This window comes from Roseobacter sp. S87, assembly GCF_055693285.1.
In genome coordinates this window covers 2,309,993-2,330,113 of the sequence record NZ_JBVFTR010000004.1, presented here as the reverse complement: position 1 = coordinate 2,330,113, position 20,121 = coordinate 2,309,993, and the positions used below count along the sequence as shown (strand labels likewise).

Sequence of the window (20,121 nt, the reverse complement as noted above, 5' to 3'; positions counted from 1 at the left end):
CAAAGCCGGTGATGCGGCAGGGACCGTCAGGTTTCCGTCAGGTTGCGCCCTGACGGAAACCTGACGGCTGACGGTATCTGCTGTTCCTGCGCCATTTTCAGCGCGCGGCCCGGACGACTGATCGCGTGATCAGTTCCGGCCTGCAGATCAACAGTAATGAAAGCCATTATCATGAAAATAATCGTTTTTTCTCTTTCCGCCGCAGTGACTCTGTGGGCAGGTGCAGCAATTTCCGCGCCGGTTTCCGCAAACAGTGAGCTGAGCCTTTTTCACAGATACACTGTCAATTCCGGGTCTGTGCCCGATGCTGTGCGCCTTTCGATCCTGCCGGGGTCTCTGGTTCTGGGCGCGGATATCGAAACAAACGTCGATGACCCGGATGCCACGAACACCAGTTCAGTAAATACCGTCGTGGCAAATCCATTTTCGGAACCCGTTGTGCCGTTCAGCTCAGTCCGCATGGATGAAACGGTGCTTCCGGGGGGCACCGAGGGTGCATTTGCGGCCTATGATGTTGAGGTCACCTCTGTCGATGATCCGGACGCCAATCCGTTCGATACATCAATTGTTGACCGGACCGTGAACAACAGTGGCTCTGTACGGGCAGAAATAGCGTCCGGTCCGGTCGCATCCGATGGGTCCGCATTTTTTATCAATGAACGCGGGTTTCTTTTCGAAAATGTCAGCGACAGCCTGGTCTCTTTTAACATCGTGGGCGACGTGCGGGCCTCGTTTCTGTCCTCCTATGACGGTTCGGATGGTTTCGCCCGCGCCTCGGGCACGCTTTTCAGCGAATTCGGCGCGCTTTCCGGGGCCACCGTCAGCTACCTGCCTCTCGCGCCTTATCTGCGCACAATCACGGAAGAAGGCGGAACCGCCCAGGTTACTGAAAACCTTGTCACCAGTGGCGACGGATTTGACGGTTTTCTTTTTTCTGCGGCAACAAGTGCAGCGGGCGGAGCGGATGCTGCGGAAGCCGCTCTCGATTTGACCTTCCGCTATCTGTTTTCCATCAGCCTCGATCCGGGCGGGTCGGTGGAGTTGCTGACCGGGTTCAGGCAGCGCAATGCCGTTGAATACACGCCCGCGCCAGCACCCGTGCCGCTGCCTGCCAGCTTCTCATTCCTGCTGGCTGGCCTCGCGGGGCTGGGTATCGCCAGGCGGCGCATCCGGTCCTGAGTTCCCGGAAATCTGTTTATTGTTCAAGGAGTTTACCGATGTTTTCCCAGAGAAGTCATACTGAAGATCATTCATTGCGCGGTGGCGCTCACCGTTTCATCCTTGCAGGTGTCTTTGCGTCTCTCGCAGGGGCAGGCCTGGCGGCGGAGGGGTTCGCTCCGGCCTCCCTCACATCGGGCATCGACAGCGAAATCACTGAGCTGATGCAGGACGGCGGCATTGTCGGCCTGACCGTGGCCGTCACGCAAGGAGGACGTCTCGTCTATTCGAAGGGGTTCGGTCTGTCGCGGCGGCCGGAGAATGCGGGCGGCGGCATTCACATCATGCAACACGATGACCGCACGCGCTTTGGCTCGGTCGGCAAGGCCACGGTCTCGGCGCCTGCACTTTATCAGGCGATGCAGGCCCGTGGTATGGACCCGGCCACCACCAAAGTCTACGGGCCGGACGGTATTCTGGGTACCCGGTACAACGCAGTCCAGCGGATCTCTACAGACAGGCACCGGCCGATTGTTGCAATGGCGATTGGCCCGGATGACCGGGTTCATGCGTGGTACCGGAACGGAACGTACAGTGTCGGGACCTCGTCGGACCTCGCAGCGTACCAACAACCCAGATCCTACACCGTTGCCGAAGGGCGTGAGGCCCACGACCTTCACGCTGTGGCCTTCAATCCGCAGGGCCATGCCTATGCCTGGTACAAAGACGGCACCCGCAGCATCGGAACAGCGCGGGATCTTGATGCCCGTGCAGGCATTCCGGTCGACGATGACGGCGATCCGACGCAAACGGTGACACTGCCTGTCGGCTCTGACGGCGACCGCAAATCCATGCATGACGTGGTCGGCATCGGCATCGCTAAGTCGGACAGTGACGTCTACGTCTGGTATGATGATGGCACGGTGTCTTCCGGTAACTCGCTCAATTTCGGGACGCATTTTGCCAACAGGACTTATGCGTCGCCGGTGATCAACCAGTCGGACACCCGGTACCGTATCCGCGGGATCGGCATTGCCGGCGATGATCATGTTTATGTCTGGACCTCCGGGAAGCTGGCTTTTTCGGGCCACAGCCGGGACCTTACAGCGTACCGCGCGCCTTATGAGTATGATCACCCCTTCGACGGCCATAAACGCAACCGGTTCCGTGACATCATGGTGCAGCACGTCTTTGACCACACGAGCGGCTTTTTCCGCAGTGGGGATGTCGAAGCCACGCGCCGCACATATCCCGCACATGGCGAGCCGACATATGACCTGATCCACAAGCATTTTCTGGCGACACGTCCGCTGCAGTGGAAAGCAGGCGAACGGTATTCCTATTCCAACCACGGCATGGGGATGACGACCCTCCTGATTGAGGCGCTGACCGGCAAGACCTATCGCGAGTACACGGTGAACAGCTATCTCAGACCGATGGGTCTGAAGGGGAAGGTCAGGGCACAGAAAGCGACACCGGATGCGCATGATGCCTACCCCTATGAACGCACCAGTACGGGGTACAATGAGCTGCCCTTCAAGGCCTCCACAACCGGTCTTGCTGCAGGTGGGTGGACCTCTTCGGCGCAGGGTATTCTTGCGATCACCACCCACCTTGCCGACAGCATCGGCTATGATGGCATGGACATCGCAGGCTTCCGCGCCACATCGCGGGGCAAGCTGCACCACAACGGTGCCACGGGTGGCGGGTACGCTACTGTGGCTGTGTTCAGGCCCGGGTATACAGCGGTAAGCGGAGAGGATCTGAGCGAAATCCACGTGGCGATCGGCACCAATACCAGTGGGTTGTCAGATGCAACCACCGCATCGATCCGGGGGATGACCGGGACGATTGCCAAGATCGTGGCAAACGCAGATATCCCGCAAAGTACAGACTACTGGGATGTTGCCTGGTAAGGAGCTCTGCACAGGCTGATCAATCGCGGCGGCGTCCTCGGGGCGCCGCTCTTTTTGTCCGGCGCGCGCAGTATGTGCGCCTTTGATGCAGCATTTGTCCAATAGCGCGGGCAGGTGCAGCGACATCGCTCTCGACTGCTGACGCGAACCCGGTTTAAATCTGCGCCGGGTGCCCGAACGCTGACAGCCGGAGTAAAGCTATGTTCCTGAAAAACGCCTGGTATGTTGCGGCATGGACCAGCGAGATCACGCGTGACCTGCGTCAGATCACGGTGCTGGATGAAAAGATCTGCATTTTCCGCACCGAAAGCGGCGACCTTATCGGCCTGGAAGACGCCTGTCCGCACCGCAAGCTGCCGCTGAGCCGGGGCCGTATCCGGGGGGACACCGTCGAATGCGGTTATCACGGTCTGACGTTCGACTGTGCCGGGCAGTGTGTTCGTGCGCCAGGCGCCGGGCGCATCCCGTCCGAGGCACGCGTGCATGCCTATCCGCTCTGCGAAAAATACGGGCTGGTCTGGATATGGATGGGCAATCCGGCGCTCGCAGATACAGCCGACATCTTTGATATACCAAACTTTGATGATCCGTCATGGGGCATCAACCGGGGCTCGGCGATGGAGCTCGAATGCAACTATCTGCTGATGTGCGATAATCTTCTGGATCCTACCCATGTCGCCTGGGTTCACGAGTCCAGTTTCGCGGCGGCCGGCACCAAGGACACACCATTGCGCGTGACAAAAACGGATGAGGGCGTGGTCGTGCATCGCTGGATCATGGATCACGAACCAGCGCCGTTTTACAAAAAAGTCATCTGTTTCAGTGGGAACTGCGACCGTCTGCAGCATTACGAAGTCAGGTACCCCGGACATGCGCTGATCCGGGCGGTGTTTACCCCGGCAGGTACGGGTGGCCCGGATGGACCGCTGCATGACGATACCTTCATCATGGACAGCTACAATTTCATGACCCCCACGAACGCGCATCAGACCCGGTACTACTGGTTCCAGCTGCGCAACATCCGGCCGGACGACGCAGAACTGTCTGCCATGATGAGCGCAGATGTTCAGAAAGCCTTTGAGGAAGACCGCGCGGTTCTGAATGAAGTCCAGAAAGGCATGACCGACAAACGCAGTCCGCATATTGATCTGCCGATTGACGCAGGGCCACTGCGGTTCCGCCGGCAGCTGCAGGCGATGATCAATGAAGAGCAGCAGGTTGACCGGCAAATGGCCGAATAGGGGCTGTCTGCGCGTCCAGACTTGCGGCAGGAACAGCTTTGTGAAACCGTCACGGGGCAACTCACCGGGCAAAAACAGGGGCGGAACTGATGCGAAGATCATTCTTTTGCCAGGGAATATCATCCTGCGCCGCAGTGGCGATGCTGGTCGCAGGTGCATTTCAGCCCGATCGCGCCGCTGCGGACTGCGTGCGCACAGAGCTCGACACCCCCCCGCGTCAGTCCTTTGCCTGTACGCCGGATTTCGTGATGGAGCGCGAGCCCTCGGCGTCGCTGAAAATTATTGAACGTGCAGGTGAGGCACCGCCCCGCGCCATTGAGCTGCAGAATGGCGCGATCCTGATTGACGTCGTACCCGGCAGCCGGTCTACGCAGATCAGGACACCGGAAGCCATCGCGGCAGTGCGTGGCACTGTGTACATCGTCGATTCACGTGACGGCGAGACCTCTGTTTTTGTCCTTGAAGGGCAGGTCACCGTAACGCGCCCCGGGGACTCCTCGGTCATCGCACAGGTAAATGCGGGCGAGGGAGCAGATGTGACCCCTGAAACCGGTATCTCCGTCAGCCGCTGGCCTGAACGCCGGGCCGCCGCACTGCTGGCGCGCTTTGGACGCTGACACCCAAAGTCAGAGGTTTTCACGAAGCGCGGTCCTGCTGGCGCTGATTGCTGCGGCTGTGTGGGTGTCCGCAGTTGTCCTGCCGCATGTCACAGGCCGGGCAGGGATTACAGAGACGCCAGAGCTGTGGCTTGCTGATCTGCGCTTCCGGTTGGCTGGCCAGCAGGCTCCCGCTTCTGAGGTGGTTCTGGTTGCGCTGGATGACGAAACACTCGACCTGCCGGGCGGAAATGGCCGGCGCGTTCTGAGCACCCTGATCCGGAACATCAGTGACAGTGGCGCGGCCGCGCTGGCAGTTGATGTCCTGCTGGCGGATCTGCGGGATCCGGCAACCGACGCGGACCTCGCGGCGGCGCTCGCGTCTGTCCCGTCCGCAATCGCTGCGGCTGCGCGCTTTGACCGGGCTTCGGGTGGAGCGCTCGTGCCGGATGCGTTGTTTGCTGGGGCGGCGCAGCCTGGCCTGGTCAACGTATCCACCGATACCCGGGGCACGCCGCGTTACATGCCGCTGGTGCTCGATACCGGCGACGGCATCTATCCGGCGATGGCATTGTCCGCCGCTGTGCTGTTCTCACGTGATCAGGCCTCGTTCAGCGACGGGGTGCTGACCCTCGGGGAGCGGACCCTTGTGCTGAAGGATGGCGTCTATCTGCCGTTGCGCCACCTTGGGCCGGCGGGCACAGTCCCGACCGTCAGTGCCACCGCGCTGCTGGACGGGCCCTTATCAGGTGTGTTGCAGGACCGGATGGTGGTGCTCGGATACACGGCCTCCGGCGTGGGGGACCGGTTCCCGACGCCTTTTGGTGACAGCACACCCGGAGTGGAGATCATCGCCACAGCCGTCTCGCAGCTGATCGGTGGGCCGGGCCTTCAGCGCCCCGAAAACCTTCGGCGCTGGGACGCCGCACATGCTGTTGGGCTGACCATTCTTTGCCTGCTCGCGCTGATGCAGTTGCCATTGTCGCGTTCGCTTCCCCTGATTGTCCTGCTCATGGCCGCCAGTTTCGGGATCGCAGCGATGTTTTTTTCTTCCGGTGTCTGGATCAGTCTCGCGGTGCCCCTGCTGGCTGCGGCTCCGCCAGCGCTTTTTGTGGCGGGCTTCCGGTACCGGCTCGAACGTCAGAACGCCCGGCACGCTGAAATGGCCGCGACGGCGCTGCGACAGTTTCAGGCACCGGCGCTTGCGGAAAGAATTGCGCGGAATCCGGATTTTCTGGCCAAACCGGTCGACCGGTTCATGTCGATCCTTTTCGTGGATCTGTCGGGCTTCACCAGCCTGTCGCAAAGACTTGGCCCCGACGGCACGCGTGATCTGCTGAGGTCCTTTCATGAGCTGACCGGAGAGGCCGTCGGGCGCATGGGTGGCAGTGTTCTGAACTACATGGGCGACGGTGCATTGGCTGTGTTCGGCATGGAGCCTGAAAAAACCGGACCACAGACCGATGAGGCGCTGCGCGCGGCTATTGAGATCGTACAGAAACTCCAGGCCGCACCGCTGCCTTCCGGGCAGACGGCACCGGTCCGGTGCCGGATCGGGCTGCACTGCGGACCGGTTGTTTTATCCCGCCTCGGCGCCAGCAGTCATCAGCAGGTCACTGTCTCGGGCGACAACGTCAATCTGGCCAGCAGACTGATGGAAACAGCCAAAGAAGAGGATGCAGTGGTCGTCGCAAGCGATGATTTCATGGCCACACTCAATGGGCCGCCGCCGTTCAGCCCGGAGAAACGCACAGGAGTGCGCGTGCGTGGCCGCAGCGGTGACATTTCCGTCTGTATCTGGAAAACGGACACGATCCCGGATGCGGGCTGACACCGTGATTGCCTAGTGGTGACACCACTTTCGCGCGGATGACGTGAAAGCGATTCTCGTCCTGCGGGTGTGAGCCCTGTTCTGCAAATTGACCAGATATTGAACAATTTCACTTTGATATGTCGTTTTTTCGGTCTTTTCGTCGAAAAATGGGAAAAATTCAGACCCATTTGCTGGCGGAAATGGTTAATGCTTCGTGAATGGGGTGCAATTTTAAGTGCCGCAGAACCGCCCCTGAAAAATCACGGCACATTCGGCGCGCGTCTGCCCGCCACATTAAAATAAGAGGGACATATGCCAACAAAACTGGTCGTCGGTCTGGATGGAGCGGGGTCGGGCAATCGTGCGCTTGATCATGGCAAGCAGCTTGCCCGCCTCATCGGGGACTGTGAGATTCTGGTTGTTTACGTGATCGAATGGTCACCGTTCACCTTCCAGACTGCAGAGGAGAATGCGCAGCGGCACAAGCGGCGCGAGGAAGAAATCGCAGTGGCAAACAGCCGGGTTGTTGAGCCGGCCGTCGCTCAGCTGACAGCGGATGGTTTCACCGCCTCGGGCAAAGTGCGTCATGGCGATGTCGCCGAAACGCTGAACGCCATCGCCGAAGAAAACGGAGCGGATCAGATCGTAGTCGGCCGCTCCTCCGAAAGCGGGTTCACGTCCCGCATCTTCGGCAGTTCAACCAGTAACCTTGTCATGCATGCCAGCATGCCAGTCACAGTCGTCGGGTGAGGGATCAACATGAAAACAGATATCAGGTATCTCGCTGGTGCAGCCGCTGCGGCACTGCTGGCCAGCCCGGCTGCCGCACAGGAAGCACAAACGCTTGACCAGCGCGTCAACGAGGTTTTCGCGCAGTTTACGGGGCCTTTCGTCAGCTTTATTTTTGCACCTTTCCCGGGCACGTCGTTCCCCTGGATTGTGATGTGGCTGGTGATCGCGGCCACCGTTTTCACCGTCTATTTCGGGCTGGTGCAGCTGCGTTACTTCGGGCACTCCATTTCGCTGGTGAAAGGTGACTACTCAGATCCGAACGATGCAGGCGAGGTCAGTCACTTTCAGGCGCTTGCCACGGCGCTCTCGGGCACTGTCGGTCTGGGCAACATTGCCGGTGTTGCTGTGGCCGTCGGGATCGGCGGGCCAGGAGCCACGTTCTGGATGATCCTCGCGGGTCTTCTGGGCATGGCATCGAAATTCACCGAATGTACGCTCGGCGTTAAATACCGCAACGAATACCCGGACGGCACGGTTTCGGGTGGTCCGATGTACTATATGTCTAAAGGCTTTGATGAACTTGGACTGCCGGGGGGCAAAATCCTGGCGGTTCTGTTCTCGATCTTCTGTATCCTCGGCGCTCTGGGCGGTGGAAACATGTTCCAGGCTAACCAGGCCCACGCACAGATTTCCGGTATCGTCGGTGACTATCCGGGCTGGATCACCGGTCTGGTCTTTGCCGCCGTGGTCTTTGCCGTAATCGTGGGCGGGATCAAATCCATCGCCAATGTGACAGAAAAGGTCGTGCCTTTCATGGGCATCCTCTATGTCGGTGCGGCGCTGATCATCCTGATCGTGAACTTTGACATGATCGGCTGGGCTTTTGGCCAGATCTTTGCCGGTGCCTTCACAGGTCTGGGTGTTGCGGGCGGCTTTGTCGGTGCGCTGATCCAGGGCTTTAAGCGGGCGGCGTTCTCGAACGAAGCAGGCGTTGGTTCTGCGGCGATCGCGCACTCCGCGGTACGGACAAAAGAGCCGATCACCGAAGGGTTCGTGTCTCTGCTTGAGCCGCTGATCGATACGGTTGTAATCTGCACCATGACCGCGCTGGTCATCATCATTTCGCAGCAGCTGATCATCGACGAGGCGACAGGAAACTACGTTCTGAACGAAGCCGGTACAGCGATTGCAACTGTTGATGGCAACACAGGTGTGTCGCTGACCTCTGCAGCATTTGCATCCGGGATCAGCTGGTTCCCGTACGTGCTCGCGGTGGCGGTTGTGCTCTTTGCCTTCTCGACCATGATTTCCTGGTCCTACTACGGCCTCAAGGCCTGGACCTATCTGTTCGGGGAAGGCAAGGCATCTGAACTGACCTTCAAGATCATCTTCTGCGTCTTTGTGGTCATCGGTGCGGCGGCAAGCCTTGGGCCGGTGATCGACTTCTCGGACGCGGCGATCTTTGCCATGGCTGTGGTCAATATCTTTGCGCTCTACTTCCTGATGAAGGTTGTGCGCAAGGAGCTGGAATCCTACAGCGCCCGCCTGAAGTCCGGCGAAATCAAAAAGTTCTCACACTGATGAGATACGCGCCGGGGGCGGGCACACCGCCCCCGGTCATCCGCGAACGCGGCTGTTCTGCGGATCATAGGGCCCGGGTGCTGTGACCGTACAGCCCACGAGTACTCCCACCACATCCACCTCAAGCCTCTGACCGGCAACGGCCAGACCGGGTTCTACGAACGCCATGGCAAGATTCATGCCTGTGCGATGCCCGAAATCGCCGGATGTAACAGTTCCCACGACCTTTCCGTGCTGCATAACCGATGCGCCGCCCTGGGCAGGGGCGTCGTCGCTCTCAAGGTGCAGTGTGACCAGCTGCTTTCGGGGGCCATCCGCCTGACGGGTGTGCAATGCGTCCTGCCCGATGAAGCCAGTCTTGGCCATGTCCACAAAGCGTCCCAGACCGGTTTCGAACGGGTCAAATTCGGTCAGGATCTCGGCCTTCCAGTGCAGATACCCTTTTTCGAGGCGCATGGAATCCACAGCTCTGCTGCCAAAGAGGCCCATGCCATGGTCCGCCCCGGCGCGGCGCAGGGCAAGCCAGGCGGCATAAAGCTGGTTGTTGGGTACATGGATTTCATAGGCCAGTTCGCCGGAGAAACTGACGGACATCACCACAGCCGGCGCAATCCCGATGAAACACTCCCGGACATGCAGCCAGGGAAAGGCCGTTGCGGACCAGTCCGCGCGGCTGACCGCCGACATCACATCCCGTGCACGGGGCCCCGCCAGAACAAGGATCGTATGTTCGTTTGTAAGCGACCGGATCTGCACATCCTCATCGCTCCTGAGATGCGCCTGCAACCAGTCCATATCGTGATACTCCGCCGCGGCAGCAGAGCCATACCAGACCCGGCCATCCGGCAACCGGGCAATGGTCGCCTCGGATTTGAGCATGCCCTGATGGTTCAGCAAATACCCAAGCCCTACGCGTCCTGCCTTGCGGGGGACCCGGCCACAGATTATCCGGTCGAGAAACACATCCACATCTGCGCCAGTGAGCTCGAACCGGTTAAACCCGCTGACTTCGGTCAGGCCGACCCGGTCTTGCACGGTGGCAACTTCACTGGCAACAACATCAAACACGTTGTTGAAGTGGTATCCGTAATCCTCGTGAAAATCGGGGTCCGGCTTGATGAACTCCATCCGCTCCCAGCCGTTCACCGTCCCGAAGGCGGCGCCTTCGGCGGCGAGAACCGGGGTCAGGGGGGTTGTTTTGGCGGGGCGGCCTGCGGGGCGGTGCTCGTGCGGGAAATGAAACCGGAACTCGTTCTGATAATCCTCTATGGCTTTCAGCGCTGTGAGTTCGACATTGGCGTGCCCGGTGAAGCGGCGCGGGTCAGTCACCCAGGTGTCATAACAGGCCTCGCCGTGCACAATCTGCTGTGCCAGCAGCCAGCCATGCCCGCCACCTTCGCCCAGACCTGCACGCAACCCGATGATACAGAAGGCGTTGCGCTTGCCGGGGATCGGACCCACCAGCGGCGCGCCATCAATCGTATAGGTTATCGGCCCGTTCACGACCGTGTGGATGCCCGTTTCCATCAGCGCGGGCATACGGGCAAATGCCCCTTCGAGCACATCCGTCACACGGTCCAGATCGTCCGGGCAGAGCGCGTTCACAAAATTCGGATCGATCCCGTCCATCCCCCAGGTTTTGCAGTCCTGTTCGTAAAAACCGACCAGCAGCCCGTTTTTCTCCTGTCGGCAGTAGTAGTCGCTGATCGGGCAGCGCAGCAGGGGCATCCGATGTCCGGCGTCCCGGATGGCCGGGATTTCTTCGGTCAGGAAATACTGGTGTTCCATCGACATGACCGGGTGATGCACCCCCATCATCGCGCCCACCTCATTGACGCGGTAGCCGCAGGCATTCACGACGATCCCGGCATGAATATCGCCCTTGTCCGTTGAAACCACCCAGCTGTCATCGGGCAGCTGCCGCAGGCCAGTGACCGGCGTATTGCGGTGCACCTCCGCACCTGCCTTGCGGGCCCGCCGCGCCAGCGCCTGACAGAGCTGTGCCGGGTCAATATCGCCGTCCAGCGGGTCCCAGAGCCCGCCCACCAGATTGTCGGTCGAGATCAGCGGGTGACGCCGCGCGCACTCTTCGGCATCGATCACTTCAAAATGCACATCCATTCCGCGCGCCATGGATGTAAAATGGCGGTAGCCGTCCATCTGTTTTTCGGTGTTCGCCAGCCGGATGCCACCGTCGGCGTGGTGGTAGTTGATCGGGTAGTCCGGGTCCTCTGACAGTTCCCTGTAGAGGTTGATGGAATGCGTTTTCAGCCCCACCATCGTCTGGTTCATGCCAAAGTTGGTGACCTGGGCTGCGGAGTGCCATGTCGTGCCGGACGTCAGCTCATTGCGTTCCAGCAGCATGACATCGCTCCAGTCCTCCTGCGTGAGGTGATAGAGCGTGGAACAGCCGGCGATGCCGCCACCGATGACAACGACCCGTGCCGATTTTCTCATGCCTGCTCTCCGATATCTCAGTGCCTGCAGCAGTGAGACGAAAGCAGGCCGGACGGGTCAACAGAATCACGGAAATGACGATGGAATCGAAATCAGGTTTCGATCTTTTGAAAATCAAGGCCCGCCCGATATCGCAAACGTGGTCTTTTAACGAAACGCTTTGTCGTCCGGCGCTTCCGGCAAATGCAGTGCGCCATCAAGCCAGGGGGTCTGGCGCACGGCGGGGCCGATAACACAGTCCCGGATCAATCGGCGCATGACCTGCCAGACCCTTTGCGCTGTCGCCGTGTCAAAATCCGCGCGGGCAAAGAGGGAGATGTACCTGGCAAATCCGGGGCCGGGCAGGGGCACGATCTGCACCTGGTGGCAGAACCTGTGCGCGCGCTGATAGTTGGTCGGTGTCGTGATCGCCCAGCCTTTGCCATCTGCGATCATCCCCATCATGGATTGTGTGCTCTCGAACCGGAACCGTTGTGGCAACTCAAGACGCTGACGGCGCAGATGAGCGCTGATCTGCCGGCCCATCAGCTGATCATCGCTGTAGCGCAGGAAAGGCAGATCACTCTTCCCCTTCAGCAGATCCGCAGGGTCTTCGGGCGCCGCGAGCGGCATCGCCACAACATATGGATCGCGCAGCAGCGGCCATTCGCGGATACTCTCCGGTTCGGCATCGGGCCGGGTAGCGAGCCCCAGATCCACCGCGCGGCCGTCGAGCAGCGCCAGAATGTCATGGCTGGGCCGGGTCAGATGCAAAAACCGGCAGGCTGGCATATCGCGGGCAAGCTGGCGGGCCAGATCCGGCGCGACCTCATCCTCAAAATCCTCGATCAGCGCCAGGCGAAGGTTGCGGATGTCAGACAACCGCCCCGTCAGCGCGGCACCCTCTGCCTTGCGCAATAGATCGAGGGGCCCATCGATCTGGTCCAGAAATGCGGCGCCTTCCGGGGTCAGAGCCATCGGCCGGCGCGCATGATCCAGCAGCTGCACGCCAAGCGTATGCTCAAGCTGACGCAGGTGGTGGGAAACCGTACTGACAGACAGACCCGCTGCCTGTGCAACGCTCTGCACCTGTCCGCAGCGGGCCGTTTCCCGAAAAAGCTCAAGTGACTTCAGAGTGAGTTTGGATCGGTGCATTGCGGGCCTCCGGCGCTGCACCGGATACTAACGATCCGGTATCACTTTTGAAGTTTCCGAAAGAGAAATTCGAAGATTTCAGTCCATCTGATACCCTGGTGTGGATTTCGAAATAGCAGTTTCCTCGGCATTCATCTCGGCCTCAATCTCCTCGAACATCGGTGTCGAAAGGTAACGCTCGCCGGTGTCTGGCAGCATGCACAGGATGACCGAACCGGGTGCCGCAGTTTTTGCGATCTCCTGGGATACGGCAAAGGTTGATCCGCCGGAGATACCCGTCAGGATGCCTTCTTCGGCAGCAAGCCTGCGTGCCCAGGCGATGCCATCCGGACCGGCAACGGGCAGCAGTTCGTCATAAAACGCACTGTCGATCCCTTCCTGCAGCACGGCGGGAATGAAATCCGGCGTCCAGCCCTGGATCGGGTGCGGTTCAAACGCGCTGTGGCTGACAGCAGGCGCTCCGTTGTCGCGCCGTTCCTGCGCGATACCACTGCCTACCAGCTGCGCATTGCCGGGTTCCGTCAGGATGATTTTGGTATCGGGACGCTCTTTGCGCATCACCCGACCGATGCCGGTGACAGTGCCGCCGGTGCCATAGCCTGTGACGATGTAGTCCAGCTTCCGGCCCTCGAAATCGCCCAGAATTTCCTGCGCTGTGGTCGCCTCGTGCATGTCTGCATTGGCCTTTGTCTCGAACTGGCTTGCCAGGAACCAGCCATTGGCCTCGGCAAGTTCAACGGCCTTGTTGTACATGCCGAAGCCCTTCTCGGCGCGCGGTGTTAGAATGACCTTTGCCCCCAGCATCCGCATCAGACGGCGCCGCTCGATAGAGAAGCTGTCCGCCATGGTTACCACCAGCGGGTAGCCCTTTTGCGCGCAGACCATCGCCAGCCCGATGCCCGTGTTGCCCGAGGTCGCCTCGACAACTGTCTGTCCGGGCTTCAGGGTGCCGGCGCGTTCGGCGGCTTCGATGATGTTGAGCGCCAGCCGGTCCTTGACCGATGCGGCCGGATTGAAAAACTCGGCTTTGACGTAAAGCTCAACGCCGTCCGGCGCCAGGTTGTTGATCCGGATCACCGGCGTATTGCCGACGGTATCAAGAATGGAGTCAAAAGTTTTGCCCTGACCGGATGTGCGGCGGATGGAGGGAGCTGTCATGAGATGTCCTTTCTGTCCCGTGATCTGCGGGTCCGCACGTTCTGCGCGGGTCTGCAGCATCACGCAGGACAGCCCCTTTTGCAACCTTTTCTCCCGACTGCAGATGCCTGCGCCTGCAGAGCGGGCTTGTCAGCTTCGGAAATCCGGTGCTAGCCTCAGGGGACCTAACCGGGCAGCGGGGTGTCTACCGGACCCGCCCGACGTCGCTTTGATGACGCGTGAAATCTCCGCCTTTGGCCCCCCAGCGATGGGGAACTGGAACGCAGGACGGGGAGGAAACTGTCATGTTCAAAACGGGAATCGCCGGTATCGGTGATATGGGCAGCGGTATTGCGCTTAATCTGATCAGAAACGGGTTTGATGTGTCGGGATATGACCCGAAACCGGACCGGATGCAGGCATTCACTGACATGGGCGGCCAGGCTGCGGCAAACCCGGCCGAAATCGGCCGGTCCGCAGACGTGGTTTTTGTCATGGTGATGACGGGGCAGGAGGCACGGGATGTGATCCTGGGACCGGATGGGTTGGTCTCTCATATGAAACCGGGTGGCACCGTTATTCTGAGCGCCACCATCCGGCCGAATGAAGCCCGTGAGATTGGTGCTGGGATGGAAGGTTCAGGAATTGATCTGGTCGACACGCCGGTGTCGGGTGGTTTTCCCGGGGCGCAGTCCGGAACGCTGACGATGATGGCGGCAGCTCCGGATGCTGTCCTGGACCGGGTCGCACCTGTGATGCAGGCTGTATCGGCCAATATCCACCGGGTGGGTACCCGCCCCGGTGACGGACAGACGGTCAAAGCCTGCCTGCAGTCGCTGATTGGCGCGCAGTTTTCCGCAACCTTTGAAGCCGCAGCACTTGCGGCAAAGGCAGGTGTGCCGGGGCAGGTCATCCTGGATGTGTTCTCCACCTCATCCGCAGGCTGCGGCGTGGTCAACAATGCACTGGAAAAGATCATCGACCGGCAGTTCGAAGGCACCGGCAGCCACATCAACACGATGCACAAGGACCTGACCATCTCCATGGGGCTGGGTGAGGACCTGGGCGTGCCGCTGCACACGGCGGCGGCGGCAATGCAGATTTTTCATTCGGGGCGGACAAAATACCCGAATGGGGACAACTGGGCCTGCACCCGTGTGATCGAGGAGATTATCGGAGCTGAACTGCACCGGAAGAGCCAGCCATGAAGCTCGGGGTCATCTGCGACGGGATCAGCCGTGACCTTGCACGTGCGGTCGATGTCATGGACGCGTATGACCTCGACTACGCCGAGCTGCAGTTTGTCGGTGAAAAAGAAGTCGGCGATCACACACCGGGGGAAATCCGGGACATTGACCGGCTGTTGCGGGATCGCGGCAAACCCGTGTCCTGTCTCTCGCGCCACATCTTTGCGGGCCTGACCAGCGCGAACCGGCCGGGCGATGCGGATCACACCCGTCACATGGATGCGCTGAAGCGGGTGATCGACATGGCCCATATCACCGGTGCGCCCCTTGTCCGGATCATGACACAGAAAAAGGAACAGATCCTCTGGGGGCGCGGCGGTGCAGAGGTGTGGAACGTGGCGCATGGAGCCTGGGACAGTATGCCACCGATGATCGCGCCGGCGGTTGAGCTTGCGCGGGCCGAAGGGGTGCGGCTGGTGGTCGAGACCGGTAACGGCACGATGGTGAACTCGAACTATACGGCGCGCCGTCTGATCGACGAGCTGGATGCGAAAGACGTGCTGCAGGTGCTGTGGGATCCGGCCAACAACTGCTGGTGTCACGAAGCCGCCTGGCCGGATGGGTATGACACGCTGAAGGGCGGATACCTCGGACATCTGCACATAAAAGATGTGACTGTTGATACGCCGCGCGCAACGCTGGAAGTCAGGCGCCTCGGCGAGGGGCAGCTGGGCCCGATGCTGCATCCGATTGCAGATGCGCTCAGGGCCGATGGATACGACGGCGTGATCTCACTGGAGAGTGTCTGGCATCCCGGGGACGGCAGCTTCGAAAACGGGTTCCGGCAGTGCGTCGGAACCTTCCGCGATATATTCGGCCACTGAAAATGGGCGCCGGATCAGGCGTTCACCTGATGCGCCAGCTGTGACGCGGCCCGTTTCAGCGGTTCGAGAAATTCGCGGAGCGTTTCCGGCGTCTGGCGCTGGATCGGAGCGTGTACCGACAGCGTGGACATAAGACGTTTCTGGTTGTCCAGAACCGGCACCGCAACGGCGGCCATGTCTTCCATGAATTCCTGATTGTCGCAGGAATAGCCGCGTTTGCGCGTCAGTTCGATCTCGGTCTTCAATGCCGCGCGGTCGGTGATGGTGCCGGGAGCGTGCTTTTCCAGCCGGGCACTTTCGAGATAGCGGTCGAGGTAAGCCGGGCGCAGCGAAGACAGATACATTTTGCCACTGGCTGTGCAGTGGAACGGGACCTGAGTGCCCACGGGCAGCTGAATGCGCAGCGGCCAGTGCGTTTCAATCCGGTCCAGATAGGTCATTCCCTCACGGTCCGGCATCGCAATATTGCAGGTCTCGCCAATTTCGGCAGCAACTTCGCGCAGGATGTTCAGGCGCAGCATCCGCACCCGCTGCGAGGAGATAGCATTGACGGCCATAGTCCGGAGCCGTGGCCCCGGAGAATAGGAACGGCCGTCAATATCGCGCTGGAGGAACCCTTCTGCCTCGGCTGTATTGAACAGGCGGTGCAGCGTTGGCTTCGGCAGGTTCAGGGCATCCTTGATGACCGAGGGTGTCACAGGGACGCCGGCCTTCACCACCTCTTCAAGCAGGACCAGCAAACGAAGGTTTGTGGGTATCTGATCCTGTTTGTCAGACATGGTGAAGACCTTTTTCTACTTATTTCCCAGGTACCAGATACAGCGCCAAGTCGGGGACCAATGCAACAAGAATCCAGGTCGCCATCAGCGCAAAGAGGTACATTGTGGAATACCGCAACAGTCTGAAGTAGGGGACCCCGGTTACACCGGACGCCACGTAAAGGTTCAGACCATAAGGTGGCGTGATGAACCCGATGGATGCACCCACAAGGAAGATCACGGCAAAATGGATCGGATCCACACCGACGCTTGCGGCAATCGGCGCCAGGATCGGTGCGAGGATGATCGTCACCGGCAGCGATTCAAGAACCATGCCGGACACGAAAACGATGACCATCGCAGTTGCCAGAACCGCATAGTAACCGCCCATCGACGTCACAAAATCTCCGATAACCTGCTGCGCGCCCAGAAGCGAGAGGATCTGCTGCATCACCACCGAAACGGCAATCAGCGGCGCGAGAATGCCGGTGATCTGTGCCGAACGGACAACGATGCTGGGAATCTCAGGCAGCGTGAAGCCGTCCACCAGGAGCATTTCGCCATAGCTTTTCTCGTCCCAGGACTTGTTGCCTTTGATCCGGAACAGACGGCTGAGCGCCCAGCTGACAAGACCCGCGATCACACCGAAGCCCACGGTAACACCCGCCGCTTCTGTCGGTGAGAACTTACCGGTGTAGATGCCCCAGAGCACCAGGAAGATGGCGAAAAAGCCAAGCCATCCGCCCAGGCCGGTTTTGAAGATACGGATCGGGTTGATCGCGATCAGGTGACCCCAGCCGTTGCGGCTGCAGACGATCCAGCAGGTCAGCATCATGGCCACGACCATCAGGGTCCCCGGAATGATACCGGCGATGAAAAGCTCACCCACTTCGAGTTGCAGCAGGAAGCCGTAAACAATGAAGATGATCGAGGGCGGAATGATAATCCCGACTGTGCCACCCGCCGCAGCGGTGGCAGCCGAAAAGCGCTCATCGTAGCCACCTTTGACCATTTCGGGGTGCAGCATCGAGCCGATGGTGGCCGTTGTCGCAGAGTTCGAGCCGGAGATCGCAGCAAAGAGACCACAGGCCCCGATCGAGGCCATGGCAAGACCGCCGCGCAGCCAGCCCAGACAGGCGTAGGCAAAGTCCGACAATCGTTTGGCGATCCCCGATTTGTTGATAAGGTCACCGGTCAGGATAAAGAGCGGCATCGCCAGAAGCGCATAGCCCTTGTTGAAGACGTTCAGGAGCTCCGCGCCCATGTTGTCGAGCGTCAGTCCCAGTACGAAAGAGCAACCGATGACCCAGTAGGCGATCACCAGAAGCACAGGAACGCCGAGCATGAAAAGCATGGTCACGGCAAGCGAGATCAGCGTGATGATGGTTCCGTCAGCCATTATGTATCTCCCCCGATCACAGCTTGTTCGATAAGCGGCTCACCCGCGCGGTATTTGCGCAGATCGTCCTGAAAGTTCTCGATCGCGCGCCCTGCGATGAGGATGGCAGCGATGGGAGCGGTGATAAGGAACCACCACTGCATCGTGTTGTCCGTGCCCAGCACGATCTGGAAGTTCGATGCAGAGTTGGCCGTCACGCGGCAGGTGGTCACGAAGAGGATCAGCGCAAAGCCCATCCACAGGACAAAATCGAGGAACAGGCAGGCGAGCTGCCCGGTCGGTGCCATCTTGGTGCGGAATTCTGAGAAACTCAGGTGCGTGCGCAGACGGATGTTATAGGCGGCACCAAACCACGCCATGACCATAAAGAGGAAGGGCGGGATCGTTGTCGACCAGGGCCACTGGCTGTTGAACACAAAGCGGTCCACCACGGCCCAGAAGATAATGAAACCGATGGCAAGGTACGCAACCACCATGATGGTGCGTTCAAGGTGTCGGTCGAGCAAAGGTACCTTGTGGTAGAGCAGCGATATAAAGAACCCGCCGCCGAGCATGATGATCAGTCCCAATGGCCATGTTGCGTTGGATCGCAGAGCACCTGATATCTCGAAACTGTCCTGCGACGCCACAGCCGAGATGATCGTGCCCATTTCTGAAATAATCGACAAACCCTGTTCCTCCCGAAAGGTTTGGTCCGCTCAGTTTTCGCGCCCCTTCGGACGCATAACCGGCCCGCACCCTTTGGGTCAGGCCGCTGTCCTCGCGGAAAAAAGGGCCGGCCCCCTTTGGGGGACCGGCGTTTTGATGTGCCTTAAATGGCTCAGGCTTTCCACCAGCGACGCGGCTCGACGTTTTCGGCCAGCGTGTGCGGGTTGTTGCGGACTTCGTTGTAGATGTCCTGGTAGGTGTCGATGCCACCGGCCCAGTTGTTGATCCGCTCACGCCACTGCTCCCAGAGCTGCGGCTGGAACTCGGGCGAGCACATTTCTTCGGCTTTCTTGCGCTCTGCATCGGACAGCGTCGCCATGCGGACGTTGTTTTCTGCAAAGATCGTGCCCGGAAGCTGCGGATCTGTCGCACCAACGGTGTTCACAAGTGCCGCTTCGTTTGCGGCCTGAACGTGTACCTGGCTCAGGTAGGACGATTCCATGACCGCGTCCTGCAATTCGCCGCCGAGGCTGTCGAACACGGATGCAGACATCGCTGTGTGCTCTGTGCCGCAGAAGAAGCGCAGGTCGACCGACTGGCTGACAACCGGCGACATGTTCGCATATGCCACAGCAGATGCCCATGTTTCCGCACCGTCGATCAGACCCTGCTTGAGGCCGTCGAGCGTTTCTTCCCATGCAATCGGAACCGGGTTCAGGTTCAGAGCGTTCATGGCGATACGGCCGAGCTGTGTACCCGTGACGCGGTTCTTGGAGCCGAAGAGCTCTTCGATGCTTGTCACTGTGGGTTTGTCTTCCCAGGCCAGACCCAGCTGGATGCCGCGCAGTTCTGCGTGGCTGAAGAGGAACTTCAGGCCGTGGCGCTTCTCGAAGGGTTCACGCAGGATGCGCTGCGATTCCGGGCTGTACATAAAGTAGTACTGATCCGCGCGGCTGCGGAACATGTATGCATAGTCCAGAACGTTCAGGTAAGGCGCGCCGCCTGCCGAGTTCTGCGTGGAAGCCGCATAGACATCAACGATGCCCTGCTGCGTTTTCTCAACACAGGACAGCTGGTTGCAGATCTGGTTGTTGCCGATGAACTCCAGACGAATCTCTCCGTCGGTGCGGCTTTCGAGGTCGCGTGCGAACTCCAGAACGCCCGCGCGTTCGATCAGAAGGTTTTGCGGGTTGAAGCCTGCAGCACCGATTTTCAGCGTGAATTTCGCTTCTTTGGCGAACCGCTTTTCGTAAGTGGATTCAGCGGCTTGTGCCAGGTTGGCAAGGCTCATCGCCCCGCCGAAGCTGCCCGCTGCGAGCAGCGTGGAGCTGAGCCCGTAACGGCCCGCGACGCGGAAAAGATCCCGGCGCGAAAGGTGCTTGATATTATTCTGTATTTTCATGACGTCCTCCCTGAATGTCATTTATTGAGACGTTTTGTCCCAAAAAACACTAGTATGATATGTAGTTTTTGCCTAGAG

The 20,121-nt window shown here is 59.8% G+C and carries 17 protein-coding genes; 9 read left to right on the top strand and 8 right to left on the bottom strand.

Features of this window, described 5'->3' with window-relative positions:
- Nucleotides 1-26 precede the first annotated feature (26 nt).
- Entirely contained in the window at nucleotides 27-173 is a 147-nt protein-coding gene (locus tag ACZ1HA_RS12405) for a hypothetical protein (protein ID WP_472714081.1), read from the bottom strand.
- Here ACZ1HA_RS12405 and ACZ1HA_RS12400 point away from each other — a divergent pair.
- The 7 genes from ACZ1HA_RS12400 to ACZ1HA_RS12370 all read left to right on the top strand — a co-directional run bounded on the left by ACZ1HA_RS12400 (nucleotide 172) and on the right by ACZ1HA_RS12370 (nucleotide 9,037).
- The gene (locus tag ACZ1HA_RS12400) at nucleotides 172-1,179 is read left to right on the top strand and encodes a VPLPA-CTERM sorting domain-containing protein (protein WP_472714080.1); all 1,008 of its coding nucleotides are present in this window, start codon (nucleotides 172-174) and stop codon (nucleotides 1,177-1,179) included. The two genes, ACZ1HA_RS12405 and ACZ1HA_RS12400, sit on opposite strands and share 2 nt — an antisense overlap.
- A 38-nt stretch (nucleotides 1,180-1,217) precedes the next feature.
- Nucleotides 1,218-3,074 carry a serine hydrolase gene (locus ACZ1HA_RS12395; protein WP_472714079.1) on the top strand — a complete coding sequence of 619 codons (1,857 nt, stop codon included), beginning with the start codon at nucleotides 1,218-1,220 and terminating at the stop codon, nucleotides 3,072-3,074.
- Nucleotides 3,075-3,274: 200 nt separating this feature from the next.
- Entirely contained in the window at nucleotides 3,275-4,315 is a 1,041-nt protein-coding gene (locus ACZ1HA_RS12390) for an aromatic ring-hydroxylating dioxygenase subunit alpha (RefSeq protein ID WP_472714078.1), read from the top strand.
- Between the two features lie 89 nt (nucleotides 4,316-4,404).
- Nucleotides 4,405-4,932 carry a FecR domain-containing protein gene (locus ACZ1HA_RS12385; protein WP_472714077.1) on the top strand — a complete coding sequence of 176 codons (528 nt, stop codon included), beginning with the start codon at nucleotides 4,405-4,407 and terminating at the stop codon, nucleotides 4,930-4,932.
- 64 nt (nucleotides 4,933-4,996) lie between these two features.
- Nucleotides 4,997-6,742, top strand: a complete 1,746-nt coding sequence (locus tag ACZ1HA_RS12380) for a CHASE2 domain-containing protein (RefSeq protein WP_472714076.1) — start codon at nucleotides 4,997-4,999, stop codon at nucleotides 6,740-6,742.
- A 294-nt stretch (nucleotides 6,743-7,036) separates the two neighbouring features.
- Nucleotides 7,037-7,474, top strand: coding sequence for a universal stress protein (locus tag ACZ1HA_RS12375; protein ID WP_472714075.1), 438 nt, complete (start codon nucleotides 7,037-7,039; stop codon nucleotides 7,472-7,474).
- Between the two features lie 9 nt (nucleotides 7,475-7,483).
- Nucleotides 7,484-9,037 (top strand): alanine/glycine:cation symporter family protein, encoded by a 1,554-nt coding sequence (locus ACZ1HA_RS12370; RefSeq protein WP_436398842.1) that lies wholly within the window; start codon nucleotides 7,484-7,486, stop codon nucleotides 9,035-9,037.
- Between the two features lie 36 nt (nucleotides 9,038-9,073).
- Here the strand turns inward: ACZ1HA_RS12370 and ACZ1HA_RS12365 are convergent, their stop codons facing one another.
- The 3 genes from ACZ1HA_RS12365 to ACZ1HA_RS12355 form a co-directional block, all read right to left on the bottom strand.
- A complete protein-coding gene (locus tag ACZ1HA_RS12365; protein WP_472714074.1) occupies nucleotides 9,074-11,494 on the bottom strand; it encodes a GcvT family protein in 2,421 nt (806 codons plus the stop codon).
- 147 nt (nucleotides 11,495-11,641) lie between these two features.
- Nucleotides 11,642-12,628: a LysR family transcriptional regulator gene (locus ACZ1HA_RS12360; RefSeq protein WP_472714073.1), complete on the bottom strand. Its 987-nt coding sequence runs from the start codon at nucleotides 12,626-12,628 to the stop codon at nucleotides 11,642-11,644.
- Between the two features lie 78 nt (nucleotides 12,629-12,706).
- Entirely contained in the window at nucleotides 12,707-13,786 is a 1,080-nt protein-coding gene (locus ACZ1HA_RS12355; protein WP_436398846.1) for a PLP-dependent cysteine synthase family protein, read from the bottom strand.
- A gap of 218 nt (nucleotides 13,787-14,004) precedes the next feature.
- Between ACZ1HA_RS12355 and ACZ1HA_RS12350 the strand changes: the two genes are divergently transcribed.
- Both ACZ1HA_RS12350 and ACZ1HA_RS12345 read left to right on the top strand, forming a co-directional pair.
- A complete protein-coding gene (locus ACZ1HA_RS12350; RefSeq protein WP_472714072.1) occupies nucleotides 14,005-14,973 on the top strand; it encodes an NAD(P)-dependent oxidoreductase in 969 nt (322 codons plus the stop codon).
- Nucleotides 14,970-15,836 carry a sugar phosphate isomerase/epimerase family protein gene (locus ACZ1HA_RS12345; RefSeq protein ID WP_472714071.1) on the top strand — a complete coding sequence of 289 codons (867 nt, stop codon included), beginning with the start codon at nucleotides 14,970-14,972 and terminating at the stop codon, nucleotides 15,834-15,836. Before ACZ1HA_RS12350 ends, ACZ1HA_RS12345 begins: the two co-directional genes overlap by 4 nt.
- A 14-nt stretch (nucleotides 15,837-15,850) precedes the next feature.
- Here ACZ1HA_RS12345 and ACZ1HA_RS12340 read toward each other — a convergent pair whose 3' ends face one another.
- From ACZ1HA_RS12340 to ACZ1HA_RS12325, 4 genes are all read right to left on the bottom strand, one after another.
- Entirely contained in the window at nucleotides 15,851-16,615 is a 765-nt protein-coding gene (locus ACZ1HA_RS12340) for an IclR family transcriptional regulator (protein ID WP_375230268.1), read from the bottom strand.
- A 19-nt stretch (nucleotides 16,616-16,634) separates the two neighbouring features.
- Nucleotides 16,635-17,993, bottom strand: coding sequence for a TRAP transporter large permease (locus ACZ1HA_RS12335; protein ID WP_375230269.1), 1,359 nt, complete (start codon nucleotides 17,991-17,993; stop codon nucleotides 16,635-16,637).
- Nucleotides 17,993-18,661 carry a TRAP transporter small permease gene (locus ACZ1HA_RS12330; RefSeq protein WP_472714070.1) on the bottom strand — a complete coding sequence of 223 codons (669 nt, stop codon included), beginning with the start codon at nucleotides 18,659-18,661 and terminating at the stop codon, nucleotides 17,993-17,995. Before ACZ1HA_RS12330 ends, ACZ1HA_RS12335 begins: the two co-directional genes overlap by 1 nt.
- A gap of 152 nt (nucleotides 18,662-18,813) precedes the next feature.
- Nucleotides 18,814-20,043 carry a TRAP transporter substrate-binding protein gene (locus tag ACZ1HA_RS12325; RefSeq protein WP_375230271.1) on the bottom strand — a complete coding sequence of 410 codons (1,230 nt, stop codon included), beginning with the start codon at nucleotides 20,041-20,043 and terminating at the stop codon, nucleotides 18,814-18,816.
- Between the last annotated feature and the right edge of the window lie 78 nt (nucleotides 20,044-20,121).